Source organism: Gabonibacter massiliensis, assembly GCA_001487125.1.
Taxonomy (GTDB): Bacteria; Bacteroidota; Bacteroidia; order Bacteroidales; family Marinifilaceae; genus Gabonibacter; species Gabonibacter massiliensis.
The window spans coordinates 254,087-276,508 of the sequence record LN913013.1 but is presented as its reverse complement, the minus strand read 5'-3'; the positions used below and the strand labels follow the sequence as shown (position 1 = coordinate 276,508).

Below are 22,422 nucleotides of genomic sequence, written 5' to 3'. Positions count from 1 at the left end.
AAATTAATCTGAATTTTTCGCTTTTAGCATATCCCTGAAACGAGAGGCATTTTCGTAATCTTCATTTTTTACAGCCTCTTCCATCAAACGGGTCAACTCCTCAACCGACAGCTCCTGGTTAGATTCTGTGATCGCAGGTTCCAGGTCGTTTGCTTTAACCTCCTGCTCCTGCATCTCCTTCTCCGGAACAGAGATAGAGGTCTTTTCCACCACTTCGGGAGTCGTGTATATCGGACAACCGTATCTTAAAGCCAAGGCCACGGCATCCGAAGTACGCGCATCAATACGCAGCTCTTTTTCCTCTTGTCTGAAAAGTAACTCCGAATAGAATATTCCGGCTTCCCAACGATAAATAAAAACCTCTTCCAAACTTACGTTCAACCCATCCGTTAACCGTTTAACCAAGTCATGAGTAAGCGGGCGTTGCGTCTGGAGATGTTCCAATTGTATCGCTATAGATTGAGCTTCGGAAATCCCAATGATGATCGGAATCCGATACGTATCATTTAGATCGGAAAGGACTAACGCGTAAGCCCCTGACTGAGACATACTATATGATAATCCTAATATTTTTAATCTTACTCTATCCATATCGCCTAAATTATTTCAAACTTCGCAATAGTATCTGACAAACTAACGTCTATTACCCGATTTAGTTTCAAATTTAACGAATAAACTTACTTCCGTATGGGAGCCCGATAGATACGAGCCAATCCTCCCAAACTCGTTTCCCGGTATTTAGCTTGCATATCACATCCGGTTTGCATCATGGTTTCCACGACATCGTCGAAGGAGACCTTATGACGGCCGTCGGAAAACAAAGCGTAAATAGCACACTCCCTGGCTTTTTGAGAAATAAAAGCATTCCGCTCTATACAAGGAATCTGCACGTATCCCCCTACCGGATCACAAGTCAATCCCAAGTTATGTTCAAATCCCATCTCTGCAGCATACTCTACTTGCATGGGTGTTCCGCCCAATATTTGCGCGGCCGCCCCCGCAGCCATGGCACAAGCCGTACCCAACTCGCCCTGGCAGCCGACTTCCGCTCCCGAGATCGAACCGTTTGTTTTTACGATATTACCGATTAATCCGGCCGTCGCCAACCCTTTAATGATCCGACGGTCACTAATATTCTGATCATGCTTTAAAAAGTAAAGAACCGCAGGAACGACTCCGGCAGATCCGCAAGTGGGTGCCGTCACGATACGCCCGCCGCCGGCATTCTCCTCCGCAACAGCCAATGCAGCGGCAAAAACCATCCCCATGTGCCGTAAAGTTCCCGCCGATTGCTGTGCCCGAATATGATAAGAACAAGCTTTCCGCGCCAACCGCAGATTTCCCGGCAACACACCTTCATTCTCCAACCCATTGTGAATCGCCCCAATCATCACCTCCCACACTTCCGCTAAATAATCGAATATTTCAGGTCCCTCATGCAGTTCCACGTACTCCACGAAAGAACGACCTTCCGCTTTACACCAGTTCAAAATATCCGTCATTTTAGTATCCGGATAAACCTCTTCTTCTTTAAAAGTCCCCTTTTCATCCCACAAGGCTCCCCCTCCCACACTATACACTTCCCATGAATCCGTAAGCCCTCCACACACGAAAGCCTCGAACAGCATTCCGTTCGGATGATGGGGAAGCGTTTTCTCCGGCTCCCAAATAATCTCGGTTTTTTCCGGATCATCGATCATTCGTTGAATGGCACTGTCCGTTCCATGTCCGCGTCCGGTAAGAGCCAAGCTACCATATAAAGTTACCCTGTATAAATCCGCTTCCGGATTTTTCTCTTTAAAATACAAGGCAGCACGTCCCGGCCCCATCGTGTGACTGGAAGAGGGACCATACCCTATCCTGAATATTTCTCGAATTGATTTCACCTTATACCCATTTTAGATTTATGATTTTAAATTTCAGATTACAATGCTTTCTATCGATACGATTCTCCGAATGTTTCCTGTAATCCTTTCTTAATCTACAATAAAAAAAGCAGGCCTGTAAGCCGGGTTCCGTACCTTGCGGTTTCTATCATTTATCTAGTCTGCAGATCTCTCCACAGCTCAAGCGACCTACCCCCTAACATCAGCCGGGCCGGCCTAAGCGTTAGTGTACATGGTCTTGCAACTCGTGAGATGTACGGCTACTCCGGTTACCCGGAATACCGGTGGGCTCTTACCCCGCCTTTTCACCCTTATTCCACGGAGGGAACGGTTTTTTTCTGTTACATTACTATATCCTTTCGGATATCTTCCCGTTAGGAAGCACGATGCCCTATGTTGCCCGGACTTTCCTCTCTCCTTTTCAGGACAGCGATAGAACGGCCTGCTTTTATCATTTTCTATTTATTCATCGGACGATTTCGCTCTATCACCCGACGTTCAGTTCATAATAGGATCTTCCGGAAAATTAGCCCAAATCTTATACCTCCCTCCCAAACTTCCCATGGATTGTTCCCACAATTGAGGGTTCGGCAACTGAAACAAAATCTCCGTTTCTATGTCCCCGACCATCCAGGAGTTTTCTTCCAACTCCCCTTGCAGTTGTTTTCCGTTCCAGCCGCTATAACCGGCAAAAAAACGCACGTCACCCGACGTCATTTTCCCCGATTTCAACCACTCGGTGAGCAGCCGAAAATTTCCTCCCCAATAGACTCCCTCTCTTATCATCAAAGCTCCGGACAAACCGCTTTTCCGGTGAATATAATACAATTGATTTCGCTCCACGGGTCCACCTAAGTACACCGGTAACTCAATCCCTTCCAAACCTTTTACCAATTGGGAAGTGGTATACGGTAACGGCTTATTCAACACAAAGCCCACGCTTCCCGTTTCATCGTGTTCAACGATATAGACCACGGAACGATTAAAATAGTTTCCCTGCAAAAAAGGCTCTGCAATTAAAACCTTTCCGATCTCCACCCGATCACTATTGTGTCGTATCCTAAACAGATCTTGAAATTGTTCTTCCACGATATTCGCTTTAATTAATCAAATATAACCATTAAATTTGTATACCTATGTATCTATGCAAAGATAATACAATGTACAAAATATTCTTCATATTGCTGCTATCTTTATTTATGAACAGCCTTACTTCCGGACAAAGCAAGGTATTACCTGTTATCGTCATCCAAAACGACACACTCCCCCACGTGCAACTGCCCGAGGTTCTCGTAAAGGTCAGAAAAAGAAACCACAATTACTACGAAAGGCAACATCAAAAATACAATCGTATGGTTCATAACGTACGAAAAGCACTTCCGTACGCCAAGATAGCTGCTCTGAAAATCAATAAAATAGAACAAAAACTAAAAACCATCCACTCCGAAAAAGAGAAAAAAAGAGTAGTAAAAGAAGAGTACAAACAGTTAATGAAAACCTTTAAACAGCCCTTGATGAAACTTACCGTCACGCAAGGTCGAATACTGATACGTTTAATCTATCGGGAAACTCAAAATACCTCATTCCACCATATAAAAGAGTACAGAGGTAGTGTAAACGCTTATTTCTGGCAATCCATCGCTTTACTGTTCGGCCATAATCTGAAGGCGGATTACGAGCCCAACGGCAGAGACCGGGAGATCGAAGAGATTGTAAGGAGCATAGAAAAGGATCTCTATCAATAAAAGCACCCCTTGATATTTACATCATAAAAATAACAATCCCTACTCTCCTATTTTTAGTTTTTAAAGATAGACTCCTCATTCCAAAAATTACTACTTTTGTAATATGAAATACGAAGACATCATAGCGGATTTGAAAAAAGGGAATTACGCTCCAATCTATTTTTTAAGCGGCGAGGAACCCTATTATTTGGATAAAATTAGCGAATGGGTTGAAGAACATGTTCTTTCGGAAGAAGAGAAAGCATTCAACCAAGTCATTTTTTATGGAAATGACGTCTCGATGACCACGGTCACCGATACCGCAAGGCGATTTCCCATGATGTCGCCGCATCAGGTTGTCATCGTAAAAGAAGCCCAAAACATACGGGACTTTGACAATCTCCTCCCTTACATCGATCATTTTCAGGCAACGACCGTACTTGTATTCTTATACAAGAATAAAAAACCGGATAAGCGAAAAGGAGTTTTTAAGAAATTGGGAAATACTAAAAATTGCGTCTATTTCGAATCCGCCAGGCTATACGAGAACAAAATACCGGATTGGATCATCAATTACTGTAAAGAAAAAAAATGTATGATTACCATGAAGGCAGCAGGAATTTTAGCCGAAAGCCTGGGGAACGACCTGAGTAAAGTCGCCAACGAATTGGATAAACTCATGCTGCTACTGCCCGGAGGGGGAGAAATCAAAGAGAATCTGGTGGAAGAACATACGGGGATCAGTAAAGAATACAATACCTTTGAACTGATCAATGCCATTATCCTGCAAGATCATTTAAAAGCGAATCGTATTATCAATTATTTTGAGGCAAATCCCAAAAACAATCCGTTGGTATTAACCATAGCAACACTGTTTAAATACTTCAGGGATCTATTGACCTTTCATTATCAGAAAAAAACGACCCCGAACCAGCAGGAAATGGCTCGATTGCTCGGTATCAATCCTTATTTTATGAAAGATTACACGGAGGGAAGTAAAAAATACAACGCCATGAAATGCGCTAACATCATTTCGTGGTTACGGGAATACGACATGAAGTCCAAAGGGGTTGGGAACAGTAATATTTCAGATGGGGAACTATTGAAAGAGCTGATTTTCAAAATTATGCATTGATCATTAATTTCAGAGAACATGAATAAAGCCGTATTTTTAGATCGGGATGGAACCATTAACTCGGATGAAGGCCATTATTATATATACAAAAAAGAAGATTTTATCTTTAACCCGGGAGTGGTAAAAGGAATCAGACGCCTGAACGAGGCAGGCTATTTAATCATTGTAGTAACTAACCAGGGAGGAGTGGCCAAAGGAGAATACTCGGAGAGAGAGGTAGAGCTACTCCACGAATACATGTGCTCGGAACTGGCAAAAGCAGGAGCCCGCATTGATAAAATCTATTACTGCCCCCACCACGACAGCGTTTCGATATGCAAATGCCGGAAACCTTCGCCTTATATGATTGAAAAGGCCATAGAAGAATTTGATATCGACAAATCGGCCTCGTATTTGATCGGGGACGGAACAAGGGATATCGAAGCTGCCGAGGCTGCCGGAATCCGGGGAATTAAGATACCTAAAAATAGCGACATCACACCCGTCGTAGATGCAATCTTAGGTTAAAATTTAAAAATAGGGCGGATTTGTATACGTCCGTCCTATTTCTTGCAAATCAATATTCGGTTACCGACAATCGACGGTAGTTTTTCTCGACCTTGGTAAACCGGAACACCCGGATATGATACATCTAACCCCTTTTCTGCAAATGGAGTGTTTTTCGGTGTGTAAATATTTGTATCATCTCAAAAAAGATAGAAATCAAAAAGCAGCCAATAACAAATCAATATCTCTTGATATTAAGCCGAATTTATCGGCAATGATTTTACGCGTCAACAGGCCATTATATATATATACGCCGTGCCGGAGCCCCGCATCCGTTTTTATTGCATTGCGAAAACCTCCGTTACAAGAGATCTTTTCCATCAAAGGAGTAAATATATTACTATAAGCGATAGACGCTGTCCGGGCTACCCGTGAAGCCACGTTGGGAACACAATAATGAATGACTCCGTTATACACGTAAACCGGTTTTTCGTGTGTCGTCGGCCCGGAAGTTTCGAAACACCCCCCGTGATCAATAGACATATCCACAATAACGGCTCCCCGTTTCATCAGTTTCACCTGCTCCTCGGTAACAGAAACACCTTGATCGTCATCAAAATAACGCAAAGCTCCGATGACAACATCCGCGGACAACAAAGCTCTATCCAACACGGGTTTATGGAAAACGGAAGTAAATACCCGTTGTCCCAAACAGGCGTTTAACCGACGCAACCGTTCCAACGAATGGTCGAAAACTTTCACGACAGCACCTAATGACAAAGCCGTACGAGCTGCATATTCACCTAAGGTACCCGCCCCTAAAATAACAATTTCCGTAGGTGTGATTCCGGTAATTCCGCCTAAAAAAATTCCTTTTCCGTTCCGGGAATTACTCAGATATTCGCTGGCAATCAGGATCGCCGCACCACCACAAATTTCGCTCATGATACGTACCACCGGATAAAATCCGTCCTCGTCTTTCAGAATATCGAAGCCGATGGCCGTCACTTTCTTATGCATCATCTCAATGATCGCATCTCTCCGCAGTTCAAAGAGCTTCAAGGGAGACATAATGACCTGACGCTCCCGCATATATTCAGCATCTTTCGGACTTACAGGTGTTGATTTCATAATGATATCGGCAACATATACTTCTTCCGGCGTCTCGACAACACGAGCCCCCACATCCGCATACTCCCGATCCGTATAATTTGCCTGAAAACCCGCCCCTCTTTGCACGATAACCGCATGACCCGCATCTATCAGTATCCCGGCAGACTCCGGAGTCAAACAAATCCGATTTTCATCCCGATCCGTTTCATTAGGCAGGCCTATCGCAAATTTCTGCCGCTTCCACTCCTGAAACACCTCTTTTTCCTGAAATACGAACCACTCCCTATCAATCGTGGCCCCGGACAATTTACCAGAGTTATCCATAGTACGTTATATTTGTTTATTACATTCCTTCTACAGCCAATTCCCGGCGTCCGTCCGGCAACTCCGAAAAACGACAAATTACCGCATCTTCAGGTAAAAGCGGCTCGATCATTTCCGGCCATTCGATAAAACAAAGGTTTCCACTATAAAAATACTCTTCATAGCCAAAATCCATTGCCTCTGTCGTATTTTTAACCCGATAAAAATCGAAATGATACACCCGTTTCTCATCCGCCGTAATATATTCATTCACGATAGCAAAAGTAGGCGAGGTCACATCATCTTCCACTCCCAAACAGGCGGCAACAGCTTTTACAAAAGTCGTTTTACCTACTCCCATGGGACCATATAAGGCAAACAACGTACGGTCCCCTACTCTCTCTAAAAATTCAGCAGCAACCCGATTTAAATCCTCCAACCCGTTTATTATCCAACGCATATTTTTCATTTTTACAAGGGACATCCTACAAATAAATTTCGAATGTCCCTTATGGATAAAATTCATCCTTTCGTAACGCGGACTCTTTTAGCCGTAAGATTGACCTCTTCCACGGACTCAACCACCTGACGAGCCAAATCAAGAAACGCCTCTCCGGTAATCGTATTTTCATCTGCCGCAACCGGAACACCACTCTCTCCACCCTCCATGATACTCATCACGATAGGTATTTGTCCCAACAAACGCAACCCCTTCTTTTCAGCCAAAAATTTAGCCCCTTCCTTTCCGAAAATATAATATTTATTATCTGGCAGTTCCGCCGGAGTAAACCAAGACATATTCTCCACGATTCCTAACACGGGAACAGCAATTCCGGGAGATTCGAACATATTGATACCTTTCACGGCATCGGCCAATGCCACTTGTTGAGGAGTACTTACTACAATGGCACCGCTTAAAGCCACCGTCTGTACCAAGGTCAAATGGATATCGCTCGTTCCCGGCGGAAGGTCAATCAACATGAAATCCAACTCGTCCCAATGCCCCTCTTCTACCATCTGTTTCAATGCATTGGAGGCCATCGGACCTCGCCATACCGTCGCCGCATCGGGATCAACAAAAAATCCGATAGACAGTAACTTAACCCCGTACTTCTCAACCGGCTCTATCAACTCTTTTCCCCCGACCTCTACCATATAGGGGCGAGCCTCCTCACACCCGAACATTTTAGGAACAGAAGGGCCGAAAATATCAGCATCCACCAAACCCACCTTATATCCCAATTTAGCTAAAGCAACGGCCATGTTGGTAGCCACGGTCGATTTACCGACCCCTCCCTTGCCCGACGAAACGGCTATAATATGTTTAACCTTTTCCAACGAGAGAGGTTTTTCCAAATCATGCATGAAAACACTCTCTATATCGACGGTATTATATCCTAACTTCTCTTTCAGCAACTGCTCGCATTTATTTTTTATAGCGTTGATAAACGGATCATTTGATTTCTGAAATACTAACCGGAAACTTACCCGATCTCCATCCGCCTTCATATTTTGTACCATATCCAGACCAACGATATTTTTCGATGTCCCGGGATATTTGATCTCTGCTAATACATCCCGTATTCCTTTTACTATTTCTTGCATATCATCATCAGTTTATATAAATTGTATTCTACAAAATTACAGGAATAAAACCATTTTCCGGCATTTTCTATCCACAAAATCACCCGTCATACGAAAAAGTCATATTAAACAATATAATTTAGAGATCATACAACAGATTTAACCTCATATCCGGATTCCTCATTCTTATCGCTTGCCGGATACAACTCTCCATCCGGTGAAACAAACTATGACAAAAGCTTCCGGTAAAGTTCGTAATCCGAAAGGCTAAAACAAACCACGTATACTTTTTTAAAATCCGGGTGCATACTTAAAAAAGCCCGGATCTCCCGAAGAGCGATCGGGGCTGCCCGTTCTATCGGATAACCGTAAGCCCCCGTACTGATAGAGGGGAATGCGATCGTCTTCAAACAGTTCTCTTCGGCGACCTTCAGACTGTTACGGTAACAGGCTGCCAGCAACTCCGGCTCCCCGTGATTTCCGTCCGCGTATATCGGTCCTACCGTATGGATAACATGACGAGCTTTCAAACGATAACCTCCGGTTATTTTCGCCTCTCCCGTCGGACAACCGCCCAACGTCCGGCACTCTTCGAGTAACTCTTTCCCGGCAGCCCGGTGGATAGCACCATCCACCCCGCCCCCTCCTAACAGGGTACGATTTGCCGCATTCACGATGGCATCCACGTTCAAAGTCGTGATATCGGCTTTAACTATTTCCAATCGCTCCATAAATTCCTATTTTAAATACAATCTATATTCTTGCGGAAGTATCTCGAATATCCGGTCCAGCTCAAAATGAGCCAAACCGTCGTCTTTTTGCTCTAATCCCCGCATCTGCATATATATTTTCAACGCCAACGACCTACACGCTTCTTCGAATACTTGCCGATGATCGAAAGCCAGAAGCGGCATATCGTCAACCGGATACCAACGGGCCTCCGCCGCATCATCATTTCCCTCTACCCTGTATTCTTCTGGATCGACCAAAGCATAAAAAGCAATGGTGACGGTCCTTCCCCTCGGATCCCGTTCCACGGCGGAAAATGTATGGAATTGTTCTACAAAAATCCCCTTCATTCCCGTCTCCTCCTCCAATTCACGCAAAGCTCCGGTCTCCGCCGTTTCATCCATGTTTAAAAATCCCCCGGGAAAAGCCCAGGCTCCTTTAAAGGGTTCATTGCCCCGCCGTATCAGCAATACGTTCAGTTTTTCTCCGTCAAATCCAAAAACCACACAATCCGTCGTTACTGCCGGACGAGGATACCGATAACAATATGCTTCTTCCATAACTCAGCCTTTTAACTTTCTCTTGCAAAATAGCAATCAATTTTGCCAATAAACAAATTATCGAATCTCATATTAGCAAACTCTTTCCGGTAAAAAACCGCCTTCCGATACGAACACACGCATCAGAACGATACAATTTCATATATTTTCAATTTAATTATACTCTTTTTTTCAAACATTTTATCTCCCGTTCGTATACTACTCTGTCAATCAAGGTTTAATTTTAAAATTCACATTATGAAAAAGATTGAAACACTACTGTTTTTAACCTGTTCTGTTATTGTACTATCCTTATGGTTAGCCGCTTGTAGCGATGATGATAAAAACGAACGAAAGGATTTACTCCAAGGCAGCTGGAATATAGATCAGGCCGTGGCTATTGCTACCCCGGTCGAAAATGCTACCATGACCAAGGAGCAATTAGAAACCGTATTCAACAATTATACATTCTTCGAACAGGGCTCCGAAATAACATTCGTCGATGATACCGTTAAGCTGGTCGCCACTTTCGGAGACGTGGAACTCCCGATGAAATTGCCTTATACATTCGAAAAAGACACACTGACGATTACGGCTGCCGCCTCTCCCACCGTTACCTTTGAGATCAAGGGCGCCGTCGACTTCTATACCTCCCATTTCGAACTAAATCTAACCGACAAATCATACATGAGTATTCTGCAGTTCGTAGTCCTATTGACGCAGGAACCGAATTTACAAAATGCTCTTTCCCAGACGCAACAGGCTCATGCCTCTTACAATCTGGTAAAAAAATAACCGAAAATGACAAAAGCCTCCCGAAGTCCAACACTACTCCCGGGAGGCTTTCTTAAAGAAAGGAGTATATGCTTTTTCTCACGTTATGTAAATACTCTTTGGAACCACATAATACGGATCACTCATCTTTTCCCGTTCGATCTCATAACGTCCCGTCTCCAAGAGGTCATTATACTCTTCCCATCTATCCGTAACATATTCGAATATATTTTGCGTCATTCTTAATTCCGCTCCCTCCTTTACTTCCCATTTAAAACGGTTATTTTCTATCTTTAGATGCCTTTCAAGCCGTAATAATGCTTTAAGGTAAATAGCTACATTGTCCCATATCGTACGACGATCCATCAAATCTCCTTCAAATACTAAAAAAACTGAATCTTTATACATTGCAGGATAAAACGATTTTGAAACTACTACCTCATCATTTAAAACACAACTATTGAGAAATAAAAATGCAACAAAAATACACTTTAAAAAAATGATACATCTTCATTGCGTCTAATCTATAGATAAACATTAGACGCAATATAACAACATTTACAATACAACGCAATGTTTTAATCTAAAACATTACAATTTCAGAAAATCAGACCAGAATGTAGGATAAGATTTGGATACGACTTCTGCCTCGGCAATAATCACAGGTGCGGAACTTCGTAAGGCTGCCGTTGCCAAAGCCATAGCCACGCGATGATCCTTTCGGGAAGATACTTCTCCCCCCTTGATTACTCCTCCGGTAACCAACATCGTATCATCGTCGACTTCGATTCGAATGCCCATTTTGGCAAATTCTTCCTGTAAACTCTCGATACGATTACTCTCTTTGTATACCAATCGATGAGCCCCTCGTATTCGACTCGTCCCCGTACATCCGGAAGCCAAGGCGACTAAAGCAGGAAATAGATCCGGACTATCCGTGGCTTCGCATTCGAAAGGCCGCAACTCTTTGTGGGAAACCGTCACGCTATCCCATTTTTCTCCGGGTTCGACGAGGACCTCCGCTCCTACCTGACGCAACACCTCCAATATTTGACGATCGGCCTGTGTCGAATTGATATTCAAATTGGTAATCTTCACCTTACCGGCTAAAGCTCCAGCCACCAAAAAACAGGAAGCACCACTCCAATCCCCTTCCACAGGAAAAATACAGGAATGATATGCTTGCCTTCCCCGTATCTTAAAACAACGGTAACCTTCCCGTTCGATCTCTATCCCGAAAGCCTCAAGCACACTTAAAGTCATATCGATATAGGGCTTGCTTTTCAAATTCTCCACGTATAAGATACTGTCTCTTTCCGCCAAAGGCAACGCCATCAAAAATCCCGTGATTATTTGGGAACTTATGCTTCCGTCCAAACGACATTCACCCCCCCGTAAAGGACCGCAAAGAGTAATCGGTAATCCGCCCGCGCAAGTGCGTATATTTACCCCCAACTCCCTTAAAGGAGAAACCAACATCTGCATCGGCCGCTTCAAGACAGAACCGCTTCCCATGATTACCACCTCCCGGTCCAATAAAGCAGCTACAGGGACAATCATTCGGGTTAATAATCCGGACTCCCCGCAAAACAAAGTCAATACACCCTCCCTCTTGCCTCCTGCTCCCGGGATAATCAGGTAATCTGCCCCCATCTCCCTTACCTCTGCACCCCATGTCTTCGCCACGTCAATGGCCCTCTTCGTATCATCGCACAACGAAACATCACAGAGATAGGTGCTCTCTTCGGCCAATATGGCAGCAATAATTGCCCGTTGCGCGATACTCTTGGAAGCAGGCACCGCTATCTCTCCGTTTACCTCAATACACTTTACTAATTTCTCCATATATAATCTCACTTACCTCTTCTACATTCCGGTCATTTGTAGATATCAACAGGTCCGCAACCCGCGCATAATCTGACTTACGGGATTCAAACAACTCACCGGCCGCCCTTACCGGATCAGCATACCGGGCCAGCAAAGGGCGAGTCGGTACCTCAATCCTTCCGACACAAATTTCAGGCCGGGCGTAAAGCCATATAACCCAACTGAGTTCCCGTAAACGCAATCTGTTCTCCGGACACAACACCGCTCCTCCGCCACAAGAAATAACAGTAGCTTCCTCCCTTTTCAACAATTCAATCAACACTTCGGATTCTATCTCTCTAAAACGGATCTCCCCATATCGCTTTATTAATGATGGTATCGCCAAACCGCTCCGCCTCTCTATCTCTTGGTCCACGTCCACATAAGGAAGATTCAATCGACCGGAAATCAGAGGAGCTATCGTTGTTTTCCCTACTCCCATAAAACCGACCAAAGAGATATGCAGGGGTTTCTTTCTATTGCTTTCCAACGCTTTTTTCATTCCGTCAATATCCGGATCAGTACCGACAAAACGCCGATAGGCCGGAATTCCCTGATACAACAACCAAGAACGTCCGTCGATATAAGTAACCCCTCTTTTAAACGAAAGATTTTTCAAATAAGAACCCTGATAAACGGCATCCAACACGACCTGCCCCTCTTGTAACCACTCCTCCTTTATCACTTCTATTCCCGCATATAAAGTGTTCACTATAATTTTCGCATCCGACATTTCTCCGGATAACTCCTCTAATCCGCAATACCGGCACCCCACAATCTCCGCGACCCCCTTCGCTTTCTCCAAGGTTCGATTCGCTATAACCACGGCTCCACCCTTTACGCGTAAAGCATAAGCAGCAGCCCTTCCGGCACCTCCGGCACCTATCACCAAACACTTCTCTCCGGCAATATCCATACCCTGAGCTTCAATAGCCCCGCCCACTCCATCCACATCCGTATTTGCCAATACACATCCCTCACCCTGTCGCCACAAAGTATTTCCAGCCTGAAGTATCCTTACCGTCTCCGTTTGAGAGGCGTCTCCCCAATTTTCTACAGCTTTAAAAGGGGCGGTTATATTCATTCCCGACAATCCCAATTCCCGAAATAACCGCATAGCCTCCCCGGCAGAAGCCGCCACCATCCGGAAATAGGCCAAATCACTTCTTCCAGCAAAAGCGGCATAAAATACTTCCGGACTTTTACTGTGTAAAATAGGACTTCCCGTTACAGCAAAATAAAACATAGTACTACAATTGAGCTATCAAACTTTCCAATTCGGCAAAAGAGACAAACTCCTCCTTGCATTGTCCTATCCCGATAGGCAGAATCAAATGGATATGCTCTTTATCCCTCTTTTTATCTTTACGCATGGCATTCAGCAATTGAGAAACCGCTATCGAAGTTCGAATTGGCAAATGAAAAAGTTCCAATAAACGTCTCACCCGCTCGGCTTCTTCTTCTGACATATACCCTTTACAAACAGACAGCCGAGACGCCATACACAATCCGATACTGACTGCCTCCCCGTGAAGAGGAATACCGTTTTTCTCCAAAGCATGTGCAAAAGTATGTCCTAAGTTCAACAGACGACGGACACCCCCTTCTTTCATATCTCGTTCGACAATCGAAGCCTTAATGTTCACCGCCGCCTTCACCAAAACTTCCAGACAAGCCCGGTCCTTTTGCCATGCCGGTTTCACATGTTCTTCCATATAGCAAAATAATCCGGCATCGGCAATCATGGCAGCTTTTACGATCTCTGAAAAACCAGCCGCGTATTCCCTATCGTCCAAAGTATCCAAAACCTCAGGATCGCAGATAACAAATTCAGGCTGGTTAAAGACACCGAGTATATTTTTATAACCGTGATAATTTACCCCGTTCTTTCCTCCCACACTCGCATCCACCTGTGCAAGCAAAGTGGTGGGCACAAAACCGAAACGACATCCCCTCATATAGATAGAGGCCACAAAACCGGTAATATCACAGACAATTCCTCCACCGAATCCCACGATAAAGGTATTTCGATCCGCTTCCAGACGTATCAACTCTCCGGTAATTCTATCTATAGTCTCCCAGCTTTTATGTACCTCTCCCCCTCTAATCCGGATCACTTCATAATCCCGTAAAATATTTTGATAAATAGAATAAACGGACTCTTCAGTAATCACAATTACCTTCTGCCCCGGAGGTAAATACTTTCGTAAATGTACTATTTGTTCTCCGATAACGATTCGGGAGTCCTGTATGAATATTATACCTGTCATACTAAATTATATTCTGGTATTGTATTTTCGTAATTGTTTCCTCGATTCGCCATAGTCAGGACAGACCCGTTTTACCAAAGCCCAAAACCTGTCCGAATGATTCTTCTCTATCGTATGGCATAACTCGTGCAAAATAACATAATCAATCAACACGTCCGGTAGTTTCATCAACTTGATATTAAGACTGATATTGTCTTCTCCAGAACAGCTTCCCCAGTTCGAAATATTGTTCCGAAACGAAAGTTTACCGTATTTAAAACCGTAACGATCGGCCAATTCCCGTACCCTGTCGGGCAAATACCTACGACTTTCCAACCTATATACTTCGATTAGAAAATTTTCGATATAAGGAGCAATCCGCTCATAAGGTGTCTGAACCGGAACAAATAGATGGATCTCATCGCCATCTATCCGGTAAGAAGGCACGCTTTCGCTACAAGAACGTACTTTCAAGATATGAAACTTAGTTCTTATCTCCGTATTTATTCCTAAGCCGACTCCCGTATCCTTCTCATATACTTTCAATCTCGAAAATTGTTCTTTTATCCATTCTTGCTGGGATACGACAAAGTCCTTGGCCTTCCTTTCACTCACCCCATAAGGAACATTAACCCACACCCCTCTTCCCGGAGCCATCTTTATGGATAATATCTTAATATGCAAACCCCGTCTCACTTTGACTTTCCCGATTCCGGGTATCTCTATTTCATCTTTCATCCTCCCCCTTCATATACACGAAAACGATTCTCTGTCGCGGAGAATCCGCCATAGAGAACCGTCCACGTTTATGTATTTTTTATTGCTTACCCCTTTCGAATCGTTTCACTCAAACGGGTAAAATGTCCGTCTACCGTTTTCAACAAATCGATAGCAAGCCCTTTAAAATAGGCGTGCTTCTCTTTCTTACCCGCAAATTTCTCCCGGGTATTGATTTTATTTCTCATTTGATTCCGATAATCGATAACCGATTGTATTATATCAACAACTTCTGCCTCGTGTTCATCGGTCACGGCATTGTAATTCATACAATCTTCGATAACTGCAAAAGTCAAATAATCGACATCTTTCTTTAATCTTCTTATACTTGCCATAACAATATGTATTTAAATTTGAATCAAAAGTACGAAACGAATCCGTCTCTTACAAACTATTTTTCAAAATTAATCAACAAATGGCCTTCCAACATCAAATCCAGCACCGCCATCGCAGCCATGGCTTCAACCACAGGAATCGCCCGGGGAACTACACAAGGATCATGCCTTCCATTTGCCTCTATTACCGTATTTTCTCCCCGCGTGTTAACCGTGTCTTGCCTCATTCCAATTGTAGCCGCAGGCTTAAAAGCCACATTAAAATAGATATCTTCTCCGTTTGAAACACCCCCTAAAATACCACCCGCATGATTTGTTTTCGTGCGAACCGCACCGTCTATCTTCCGGAAAAAATCATTATGCTCGCTTCCCCTGAAAGATGCCGCCCTAAATCCCTCTCCGTATTCAAATCCTTTCGCCGCATTTATACTCAACATATAGTAAGCCAAGCGAGCCTGCAAACGATCGAAAACCGGTTCTCCCACCCCCACCGGCACCCCGCGTACCACGCAAGATACGATACCTCCGACAGAGTCTTTTACCCGCTTCACCTCCCGGATTTGCCGAATCATCTTTTCCGACACATCAGGATCGGGACACCCCACCGCACTCTCCATCACCCGGTTCAAATCCAACTCCCGGTAATTCTGTTCCACACATACCGTACCGATCCGAGAGGTATACCCCTGTATGGAGATCCCCTGTAACGCCAGCACTTGCCGGGCAATAGCACCCCCGACCACCCGGGCTATATGCTCTCGGGCCGAAGCCCTTCCTCCTCCCCGGTAATCCCGTACACCATATTTTTTCAACCAGGTATAATCGGAGTGAGAAGGCCGGTACACCTCTCTTAACGCCTCATAATCCTCACTTCTCTGGTCCTCGTTACGAACTAAAAAGCCGATAGGCATCCCCGTCGTGACCCCTTCCCAAATCCCCGAAAGGATCTCTAACCGATCCCGTTCGTTCCGTCCTGTCGTCAGGTCCGATTGACCGGGCCGACGACGATCCAACTCTTGTTGTATTGCCTCGACAGACAGACGCACTCCGGCAGGACATCCGTCCACCACACCGCCTATCGCTTTTCCGTGAGACTCCCCGAAGGAAGTCAACGTGTATAATTTACCGATTGTATTCCCAGCCATACGATTTGTTTTAAGGTCTCAAATATAAAAAAAGAGAGAATCGTTTCCAATTCTCCCTCCATTTCAGATATCTTCTAAACGATCAATGACAACATCCGTCACTACAAGAGTGTCCCGAGTCGCATCCTCCCTCGGATCCGCATCCGTGACATCCCCCGCACTTGGAAGAATGCAGTTTTTCCAATTCTTCATCCGTCGCATCTCTCACGGCCAATACCTTTCCTTTAAAATAGAGATCTTTTCCGGCTAACGGATGATTAAAATCCATCTTCACGTTCTCGTCATCCACTCCGACAATAACACCTTCCAAATGGCGTCCCAAACTATCCATCATAGGTAAGGAATTCCCTACAGTCAACTCCTCAGGTGAAACTTCTGCAAATATATTTTTAGGAAGGTCTACGATCATATCCTGATTCACTTCACCATAGGCATTCGCCACCGGAATTTTGAAATCAAAAGAATTACCCGTATTCAAATCCAAGAGATTCATCTCGAAATATTCTAACGTTTGACCTTGCCCACAAATGAATTCCAACGGAGTATCAGCATCAGCCATTTCCAAAATCTCCCCATTCGGTTCTGTTCTCAACTCATAGCTTACGCTCACAAATTTATTTTTTGTAATCATCTCATAGTTTTTTAATTATTCATTCGCAAAAGTAGGATTTTTTACCTGAAGAACAATATATATTCCGTTTAATATCCTACAAAATAATAAATATCCGGAAAACATTCAGTACAAGCATTTATAGAAGCCATGTATTCAAATGTTTTCCGGATATTTCACGTTGTCCAAAGTCGTGGCCGACGAATCGTGTTATTCGACAATAGCGACGCGATTCAATTGGATATCGCCATTGTACAAGCCGTCAACGCCACCCATACCGATTACTTCCAACTGATTCGGATTCACTCCGAACTTCTTAATCAAAGCATCGGCTACATTACGGGCTCTCTTTTCACTTAACTTCTGGTTGTAAGCAGGCGTTCCGGTTGCCTTATCCGCATAACCCGTTACTTTATATTTCTTATTCGGATTTTCTTTGATAATTTCCGCGTAATATTTCAAATTGATCATCTCTTTAGCCGTAATATTGGCCTTATTGATTTTAAAGAAAATAGCCAAAGGAGCGGCTTTACTCTCTTTCGCAACCTGTACGGCTTCCTGTCTTGCTTTTGCACGTTCCTGAGCTAAAGCATCCTGCAACTGTTGCGCACGTGCGGTCTGTTCTGCCAACAAAGCTTCCACGGCTGCTAAATCGGCCGGAGAGATTCCGGTAGAGATGATTTCAGCCTTTTTCTCTCTTCTGAATTTCCGTTGATTAAACTTATAGGTAAACCCGGCAGAAACGCCAAGGATTCCTTCTCCCCGGCTACCGCCGACCTCACCGTCGAACTTCTGAGGAACCAAAGAACCTTTAATCTCCACGTTGAAATCAAAAGCATCCGATAAACGGAATTTATTGATCAAACCGCCAACAAACATAAAATCGGTCGTTCCATCCGACTGACAACCATGTATCATACCGAATCCAGCAAAAGGTATGGCCTCATAAAAACGATCGGTACGATAACCTCCTATCCAGTTAGATAGATTTAACAACCCATCCACATGAATATTGAACTGCTGCCACTTTTGTTTGTAAAGTCCTTCGCCTTTATTGGAAACTCCCTTCGCATAAATATTATTCGGGTCATTCGTCAATCCTCTCAATGTAAATCCTCCGGCTTGTACACGGGCTCCCAAAGTGGGAACAATCCATTTTCCGATTGAAAAATCAAAAGTCGGCGTAATCCGTCTTCCGAAATCCTCTTTGGAATCAAATTCCCCGAAATAAACCTGCCCACCGGCACTTATAGAGATAAACCAATTATCCCAGAACCGATTTGTTACAAATCCACTCCATGAAGGGGCTTGTTCTTTCTCCTTCACTTTTACTTTCACTTCTTCTTCCTGTGCAGTTGCGATCAAAGGCATAACTGCAACCAATAGCATAAATAGAGTCTTTTTCATCTTCTTTCATTTATTTTAGTAACTTGTATTTTTCAAAGTCTGACTGCCGTCATTCTTTCGAACAACAAAAATACGAAACTTCACCCTCTAAATGTTACATACCGAAGTGTCAGAAACACTTTTTTGTCTTGTTTTTAAATTAATTTAATTAATATTACCCAATAGGAAACATATTTTAACACAAGTAACCCCGAAGATTTCACGAATTAATCCAAACGATAAAACTCTTCACTCTTCCATAAATCATGTTCCTAATTTCGCCCGCTGAAATAAATAGGAGATATTCCTTCATTATGCTCTCATTTTAATTTGTTACACACAAAATAATTTAATACTTTCGCATCAATTTACATGAATCAAAATGTGTAGTTACGATTATATCATTGTCGGAAGTGGTTTAGCGGGTTTGTATACGGCTTATCGGGCCTCTCTTTACGGGAAAGTAGCCTTATTGACTAAATCCAATATAAGAGAAAGTAATTCATACTTCGCACAAGGGGGAATCGCTGCCGTAACAGACGAACACGACGCCCCGTCTTTTCATTTTCAGGATACGATTACAGCCGGAAGAGGACTTTGTGACTATCCCGCCGTTAATATTCTGGTAAACGAAGGTCCCCGGAGAATACAGGAACTTATCGACGAGGGGATGCATTTCGATACGGAGAACGGAACCTTGGCTCTCGGCTTGGAAGGAGGACATCACCAAAAACGGATTTTACACGCGGGAGGAGATGCCACGGGAAAAATGATCACGAATTTCGTCATCGACAAAGTAGAGCATTGTCAGAACGTAACCGTTTTCGACAATCATGCCGCAATCGATTTACTGATAGATGAACACGGATGCTATGGAGTACGTTGTTGGGATTTCAACGCGAACCGGGAGGAAATCTTTACCGGAGACAATATCTTTTTAACCTCCGGAGGAGCCTCTGCCATCTACAAGCGTACCACCAATCCCCACTCGACGATTGGAGACGGGTTGGCTCTCGCCTATTTCGCCGGATGTGAAATTGCCGACATGGAGTTCATTCAATTTCACCCCTCTGCCATATATACGCCCACTGGAGAAGCTTACCTCGTAAGTGAAGCCGTCCGCGGCGAGGGAGCCCATTTGCTCAATCAACAAGGAGAAAGATTTATGGTGGGTAAACATGAATTGGCCGAACTGGCTCCCCGAGATATCGTGGCCCAATCCATATTCGAGCAGATGCAGAAGCATCATCAGGAATTCGTGTACCTGTCTTTGAAACATTTAGATCCTCAAAAAATAAAAAGACGTTTTCCGAACATATTCGAAAAGTGTACCGAATTGGGGATAGACATGACCGATCGCATACCCGTAGCTCCGGCAGCCCATTACACGGTCGGAGGAGTAAGGACGGATGTGGCGGGACGTACGAATATCCCCCATCTCTACTGCTGCGGAGAATTAGCTTCATCGGGAATCATGGGAGCAAACAGATTGGCTTCCAACTCCCTGATCGAATGCCTCGTATTCGGCAAACGGGCCGTGGAAGATTCGATAATGAACAAAAGAGTACACCCCTTCCCGGTCGTCACTTCTCATTTTAAATTATTGCCGGAAAAGCAGAATGCTTACCTGGAACTGAAAAACAAGATCGCCGACATCATGACCCGAAATGCAGGTATTATCCGGACCGAATCAGGATTACGACAAGGACTCGACGATTTAGACGAATGGCTGTCGGCACAAACTTTCGAAAAGAACGAATACTATTCGACAGTGAGTAAGAATCTGATTTATGTCGCCAAATTGATCATACAATCGGCTTTATACCGCAAAGAGAGCCGCGGAGGTCATTTCAGGGCGGACTATCCCGCTCAGAACGACCCCATTTACGCGTGTCACATTATTCAACAATTGAATCGCGAGATAAAAAAATCTCCCGTAAACTTAAACATGAAATAACTAAACATATGCAAAACGATAGCCTCATTGAACGATTAATCGATCTCGCCATCGAAGAAGACATCTCCACGGGAGATATCACGACCAATGCCATTATTCCGAGCCACTCCAAGACTACTGCCGAAATGAAGGCAAAAGCCGACGGAATTATTTCCGGGTTGGAGATAGCCCGAAGGGTATTCGAACGATTTGAAAAAGATATCGTTTGGAAGCCGTTGGTAAACGACGGCACCCCCGTGAAAAAAGGAGACATCATCCTGCGCATTGAAGCCAGTTATCGCACCCTGCTATGCGGAGAACGTCTCTCTTTGAATATCCTGCAACGGATGTCCGGAATCGCCACCGCAACGGCACGATACATGAAGGAGTTATCCGGAACGCACACCCAATTATTAGATACCCGAAAGACGGCTCCCGGATTAAGACTATTGGATAAAATGGCCGTTCATCAAGGCGGCGGAACCAATCACCGGATGGGGCTTTACGATATGATCATGTTGAAGGACAATCACATCAAAGTAGCGGGAGGAATCCCCAACGCCGTAAAACAAGTGCGAGCCAATCTACCGCTAAGTGTCAAATTGGAAGTGGAAACGACCAACTTAGAGGAAGTACAACAGGCCATCGATTGCGGAGTCGATCTCATCATGCTCGATAATATGAGCAACGAGATGATGGCCAAAGCCGTAAAAATGATTGCCGGAAGAGCCAAAACGGAGGCCTCCGGAAACATGAGCATTCCCCGGTTGAAAGAGGTGGCCGCGACAGGTGTGGATTATATCAGTGTCGGAGCCCTGACCCATTCGGTAACGGCTTTGGATATCAGCATGAATATCATCGGCGATCAAAAATAATTTCATTATCTTTGATTCTCAAAAGGAAAAATTATGACAACGACAGAGATCATCGACAAAATAAAGCAGCTAAAAGCAGAAAAAAACGCTATTATTCTGGCACATTACTATACCCGTCCCGAAGTTCAGGATATTGCCGATTATTTGGGAGACTCCCTCGGCTTATCCCGCATGGCAGGGAATACGGACGCCGACCTTATTGTTTTCTGCGGAGTTCACTTTATGGCAGAAACAGCCTCTATCATCTCACCGGATAAAAAGGTATTAATTCCTGCCAAAGGAGCAGGATGTTCTTTGGCTGAAAGCGTGACAGGTTATGACCTTCTACAATGGAAAAAGGCAAATCCCGACGGCTTAGTAGTCAGTTACGTGAACACGACGGCAGAAGTAAAAGCCTATACGGATTATTGCTGTACTTCATCCAACGCGTTAAAAGTCGTGCAGAGCCTCCCAAAAGATAAAAAGATTCTTTTCGTCCCGGACAAAAATTTAGGAGCCTACATCCAAAAAGTAACCGGAAGAGAGATGGAAATCTGGAACGGAGACTGCTGTGTCCACGATAAGATAGACGCGGATATGGTGCTGGAAAAATTAGAACAATACCCTGAAGCCGACGTATTGATTCACCCGGAATCTTCCTGCTCGGCCGACGATCGTATTCTGAACCATCCGCGGGCATACATGTACTCCACGGCAGGTATTATCAAGCACGCGAAAGAATCGCCCAAACAGCAATTCATCATCGCTACCGAATTGGAAACCATACACAAGTTACAACAAGATAATCCGACGAAAGAATTTATCCCGATCCATCCCAAAACTATTTGCGGACAAATGAAGAAAGTGACTTTAGAAAGCGTTTGGGAAGCATTGGAAAAAGAGCAGTTCGAAGTACGGGTCCCGGATGAGTTAAGGGAAAAAGCCTGGTTACCCATCCAGCGCATGCTGGAGATCGGATAACGTAAAAGAG

24 protein-coding genes and 1 other RNA gene are annotated in these 22,422 nt (G+C 44.1%); 7 read left to right on the top strand and 18 right to left on the bottom strand.

Annotated elements, in window-relative coordinates:
* Positions 1 to 3: 3 nt before the first annotated feature.
* From BN3283_RS05360 to BN3283_RS05350, 4 genes are all read right to left on the bottom strand, one after another.
* Positions 4 to 591: a bifunctional nuclease family protein gene (locus tag BN3283_RS05360; RefSeq protein ID WP_041503895.1), complete on the bottom strand. Its 588-nt coding sequence runs from the start codon at positions 589 to 591 to the stop codon at positions 4 to 6.
* Between the two features lie 86 nt (positions 592 to 677).
* Positions 678 to 1,886, bottom strand: coding sequence for an L-serine ammonia-lyase (locus tag BN3283_RS05355; protein ID WP_059025968.1), 1,209 nt, complete (start codon positions 1,884 to 1,886; stop codon positions 678 to 680).
* Positions 1,887 to 1,988: 102 nt separating this feature from the next.
* Positions 1,989 to 2,335: RNase P RNA component class A (rnpB, locus tag BN3283_RS14160), an RNA gene on the bottom strand.
* Positions 2,336 to 2,384: 49 nt separating this feature from the next.
* Positions 2,385 to 2,975, bottom strand: coding sequence for a YqgE/AlgH family protein (locus tag BN3283_RS05350; RefSeq protein WP_041503897.1), 591 nt, complete (start codon positions 2,973 to 2,975; stop codon positions 2,385 to 2,387).
* A gap of 71 nt (positions 2,976 to 3,046) precedes the next feature.
* Between BN3283_RS05350 and BN3283_RS05345 the strand changes: the two genes are divergently transcribed.
* The 3 genes from BN3283_RS05345 to BN3283_RS05335 all read left to right on the top strand — a co-directional run bounded on the left by BN3283_RS05345 (position 3,047) and on the right by BN3283_RS05335 (position 5,252).
* Positions 3,047 to 3,631, top strand: a complete 585-nt coding sequence (locus BN3283_RS05345; protein ID WP_059025966.1) for a DUF4294 domain-containing protein — start codon at positions 3,047 to 3,049, stop codon at positions 3,629 to 3,631.
* 103 nt (positions 3,632 to 3,734) lie between these two features.
* A complete protein-coding gene (gene holA, locus BN3283_RS05340; protein ID WP_059025964.1) occupies positions 3,735 to 4,745 on the top strand; it encodes a DNA polymerase III subunit delta in 1,011 nt (336 codons plus the stop codon).
* Between the two features lie 18 nt (positions 4,746 to 4,763).
* Entirely contained in the window at positions 4,764 to 5,252 is a 489-nt protein-coding gene (locus BN3283_RS05335; protein ID WP_059025963.1) for a D-glycero-alpha-D-manno-heptose-1,7-bisphosphate 7-phosphatase, read from the top strand.
* A gap of 195 nt (positions 5,253 to 5,447) precedes the next feature.
* Here the strand turns inward: BN3283_RS05335 and BN3283_RS05330 are convergent, their stop codons facing one another.
* From BN3283_RS05330 to BN3283_RS05310, 5 genes are all read right to left on the bottom strand, one after another.
* Positions 5,448 to 6,668 carry an alanine dehydrogenase gene (locus BN3283_RS05330; RefSeq protein ID WP_059025961.1) on the bottom strand — a complete coding sequence of 407 codons (1,221 nt, stop codon included), beginning with the start codon at positions 6,666 to 6,668 and terminating at the stop codon, positions 5,448 to 5,450.
* A 19-nt stretch (positions 6,669 to 6,687) separates the two neighbouring features.
* Entirely contained in the window at positions 6,688 to 7,107 is a 420-nt protein-coding gene (gene tsaE, locus BN3283_RS05325; protein ID WP_059027178.1) for a tRNA (adenosine(37)-N6)-threonylcarbamoyltransferase complex ATPase subunit type 1 TsaE, read from the bottom strand.
* A gap of 62 nt (positions 7,108 to 7,169) precedes the next feature.
* Positions 7,170 to 8,252, bottom strand: coding sequence for an Mrp/NBP35 family ATP-binding protein (locus tag BN3283_RS05320; RefSeq protein WP_041503906.1), 1,083 nt, complete (start codon positions 8,250 to 8,252; stop codon positions 7,170 to 7,172).
* A gap of 206 nt (positions 8,253 to 8,458) precedes the next feature.
* Entirely contained in the window at positions 8,459 to 8,962 is a 504-nt protein-coding gene (locus BN3283_RS05315) for an O-acetyl-ADP-ribose deacetylase (protein WP_041503907.1), read from the bottom strand.
* Positions 8,963 to 8,968: 6 nt separating this feature from the next.
* On the bottom strand, positions 8,969 to 9,520 hold the full coding sequence (locus tag BN3283_RS05310) for an NUDIX domain-containing protein (protein ID WP_059025958.1): 552 nt from the start codon (positions 9,518 to 9,520) through the stop codon (positions 8,969 to 8,971).
* 237 nt (positions 9,521 to 9,757) lie between these two features.
* Here BN3283_RS05310 and BN3283_RS05305 point away from each other — a divergent pair, with 237 nt between their 5' ends.
* Positions 9,758 to 10,294: a hypothetical protein gene (locus BN3283_RS05305; RefSeq protein WP_059025956.1), complete on the top strand. Its 537-nt coding sequence runs from the start codon at positions 9,758 to 9,760 to the stop codon at positions 10,292 to 10,294.
* A gap of 78 nt (positions 10,295 to 10,372) precedes the next feature.
* On the opposite strand, the gene BN3283_RS05300 is transcribed toward BN3283_RS05305, so the two are convergent.
* From BN3283_RS05300 to BN3283_RS05260, 9 genes are all read right to left on the bottom strand, one after another.
* Entirely contained in the window at positions 10,373 to 10,681 is a 309-nt protein-coding gene (locus BN3283_RS05300; protein WP_059025955.1) for a hypothetical protein, read from the bottom strand.
* Between the two features lie 183 nt (positions 10,682 to 10,864).
* A complete protein-coding gene (gene aroA, locus BN3283_RS05295) occupies positions 10,865 to 12,118 on the bottom strand; it encodes a 3-phosphoshikimate 1-carboxyvinyltransferase (protein WP_059025953.1) in 1,254 nt (417 codons plus the stop codon).
* Positions 12,093 to 13,385, bottom strand: a complete 1,293-nt coding sequence (locus BN3283_RS05290; protein WP_059025951.1) for a shikimate kinase — start codon at positions 13,383 to 13,385, stop codon at positions 12,093 to 12,095. Before BN3283_RS05290 ends, aroA begins: the two co-directional genes overlap by 26 nt.
* 4 nt (positions 13,386 to 13,389) lie before the next feature.
* Positions 13,390 to 14,409 (bottom strand): 3-dehydroquinate synthase, encoded by a 1,020-nt coding sequence (gene aroB, locus BN3283_RS05285; protein ID WP_059025949.1) that lies wholly within the window; start codon positions 14,407 to 14,409, stop codon positions 13,390 to 13,392.
* Positions 14,410 to 14,415: 6 nt separating this feature from the next.
* Positions 14,416 to 15,126 carry a M48 family metallopeptidase gene (locus tag BN3283_RS05280; RefSeq protein ID WP_059025947.1) on the bottom strand — a complete coding sequence of 237 codons (711 nt, stop codon included), beginning with the start codon at positions 15,124 to 15,126 and terminating at the stop codon, positions 14,416 to 14,418.
* Positions 15,127 to 15,212: 86 nt separating this feature from the next.
* Positions 15,213 to 15,500, bottom strand: coding sequence for a hypothetical protein (locus BN3283_RS05275; protein WP_041503915.1), 288 nt, complete (start codon positions 15,498 to 15,500; stop codon positions 15,213 to 15,215).
* Between the two features lie 56 nt (positions 15,501 to 15,556).
* On the bottom strand, positions 15,557 to 16,645 hold the full coding sequence (gene aroC / locus BN3283_RS05270; RefSeq protein WP_059025946.1) for a chorismate synthase: 1,089 nt from the start codon (positions 16,643 to 16,645) through the stop codon (positions 15,557 to 15,559).
* 82 nt (positions 16,646 to 16,727) lie between these two features.
* Positions 16,728 to 17,276 (bottom strand): FKBP-type peptidyl-prolyl cis-trans isomerase, encoded by a 549-nt coding sequence (locus BN3283_RS05265; protein ID WP_041503917.1) that lies wholly within the window; start codon positions 17,274 to 17,276, stop codon positions 16,728 to 16,730.
* Between the two features lie 189 nt (positions 17,277 to 17,465).
* On the bottom strand, positions 17,466 to 18,662 hold the full coding sequence (locus BN3283_RS05260; RefSeq protein WP_070807455.1) for an OmpA family protein: 1,197 nt from the start codon (positions 18,660 to 18,662) through the stop codon (positions 17,466 to 17,468).
* 361 nt (positions 18,663 to 19,023) lie between these two features.
* Between BN3283_RS05260 and nadB the strand changes: the two genes are divergently transcribed.
* From nadB to nadA, 3 genes are read left to right on the top strand one after another with little or no spacing between them, the layout of a single operon-like run.
* The gene (gene nadB, locus BN3283_RS05255; RefSeq protein WP_059025942.1) at positions 19,024 to 20,598 is read left to right on the top strand and encodes an L-aspartate oxidase; all 1,575 of its coding nucleotides are present in this window, start codon (positions 19,024 to 19,026) and stop codon (positions 20,596 to 20,598) included.
* 8 nt (positions 20,599 to 20,606) lie between these two features.
* On the top strand, positions 20,607 to 21,452 hold the full coding sequence (gene nadC, locus BN3283_RS05250) for a carboxylating nicotinate-nucleotide diphosphorylase (RefSeq protein ID WP_059025940.1): 846 nt from the start codon (positions 20,607 to 20,609) through the stop codon (positions 21,450 to 21,452).
* 33 nt (positions 21,453 to 21,485) lie between these two features.
* Positions 21,486 to 22,412, top strand: a complete 927-nt coding sequence (gene nadA / locus BN3283_RS05245) for a quinolinate synthase NadA (protein WP_059025938.1) — start codon at positions 21,486 to 21,488, stop codon at positions 22,410 to 22,412.
* Positions 22,413 to 22,422: the final 10 nt, after the last annotated feature.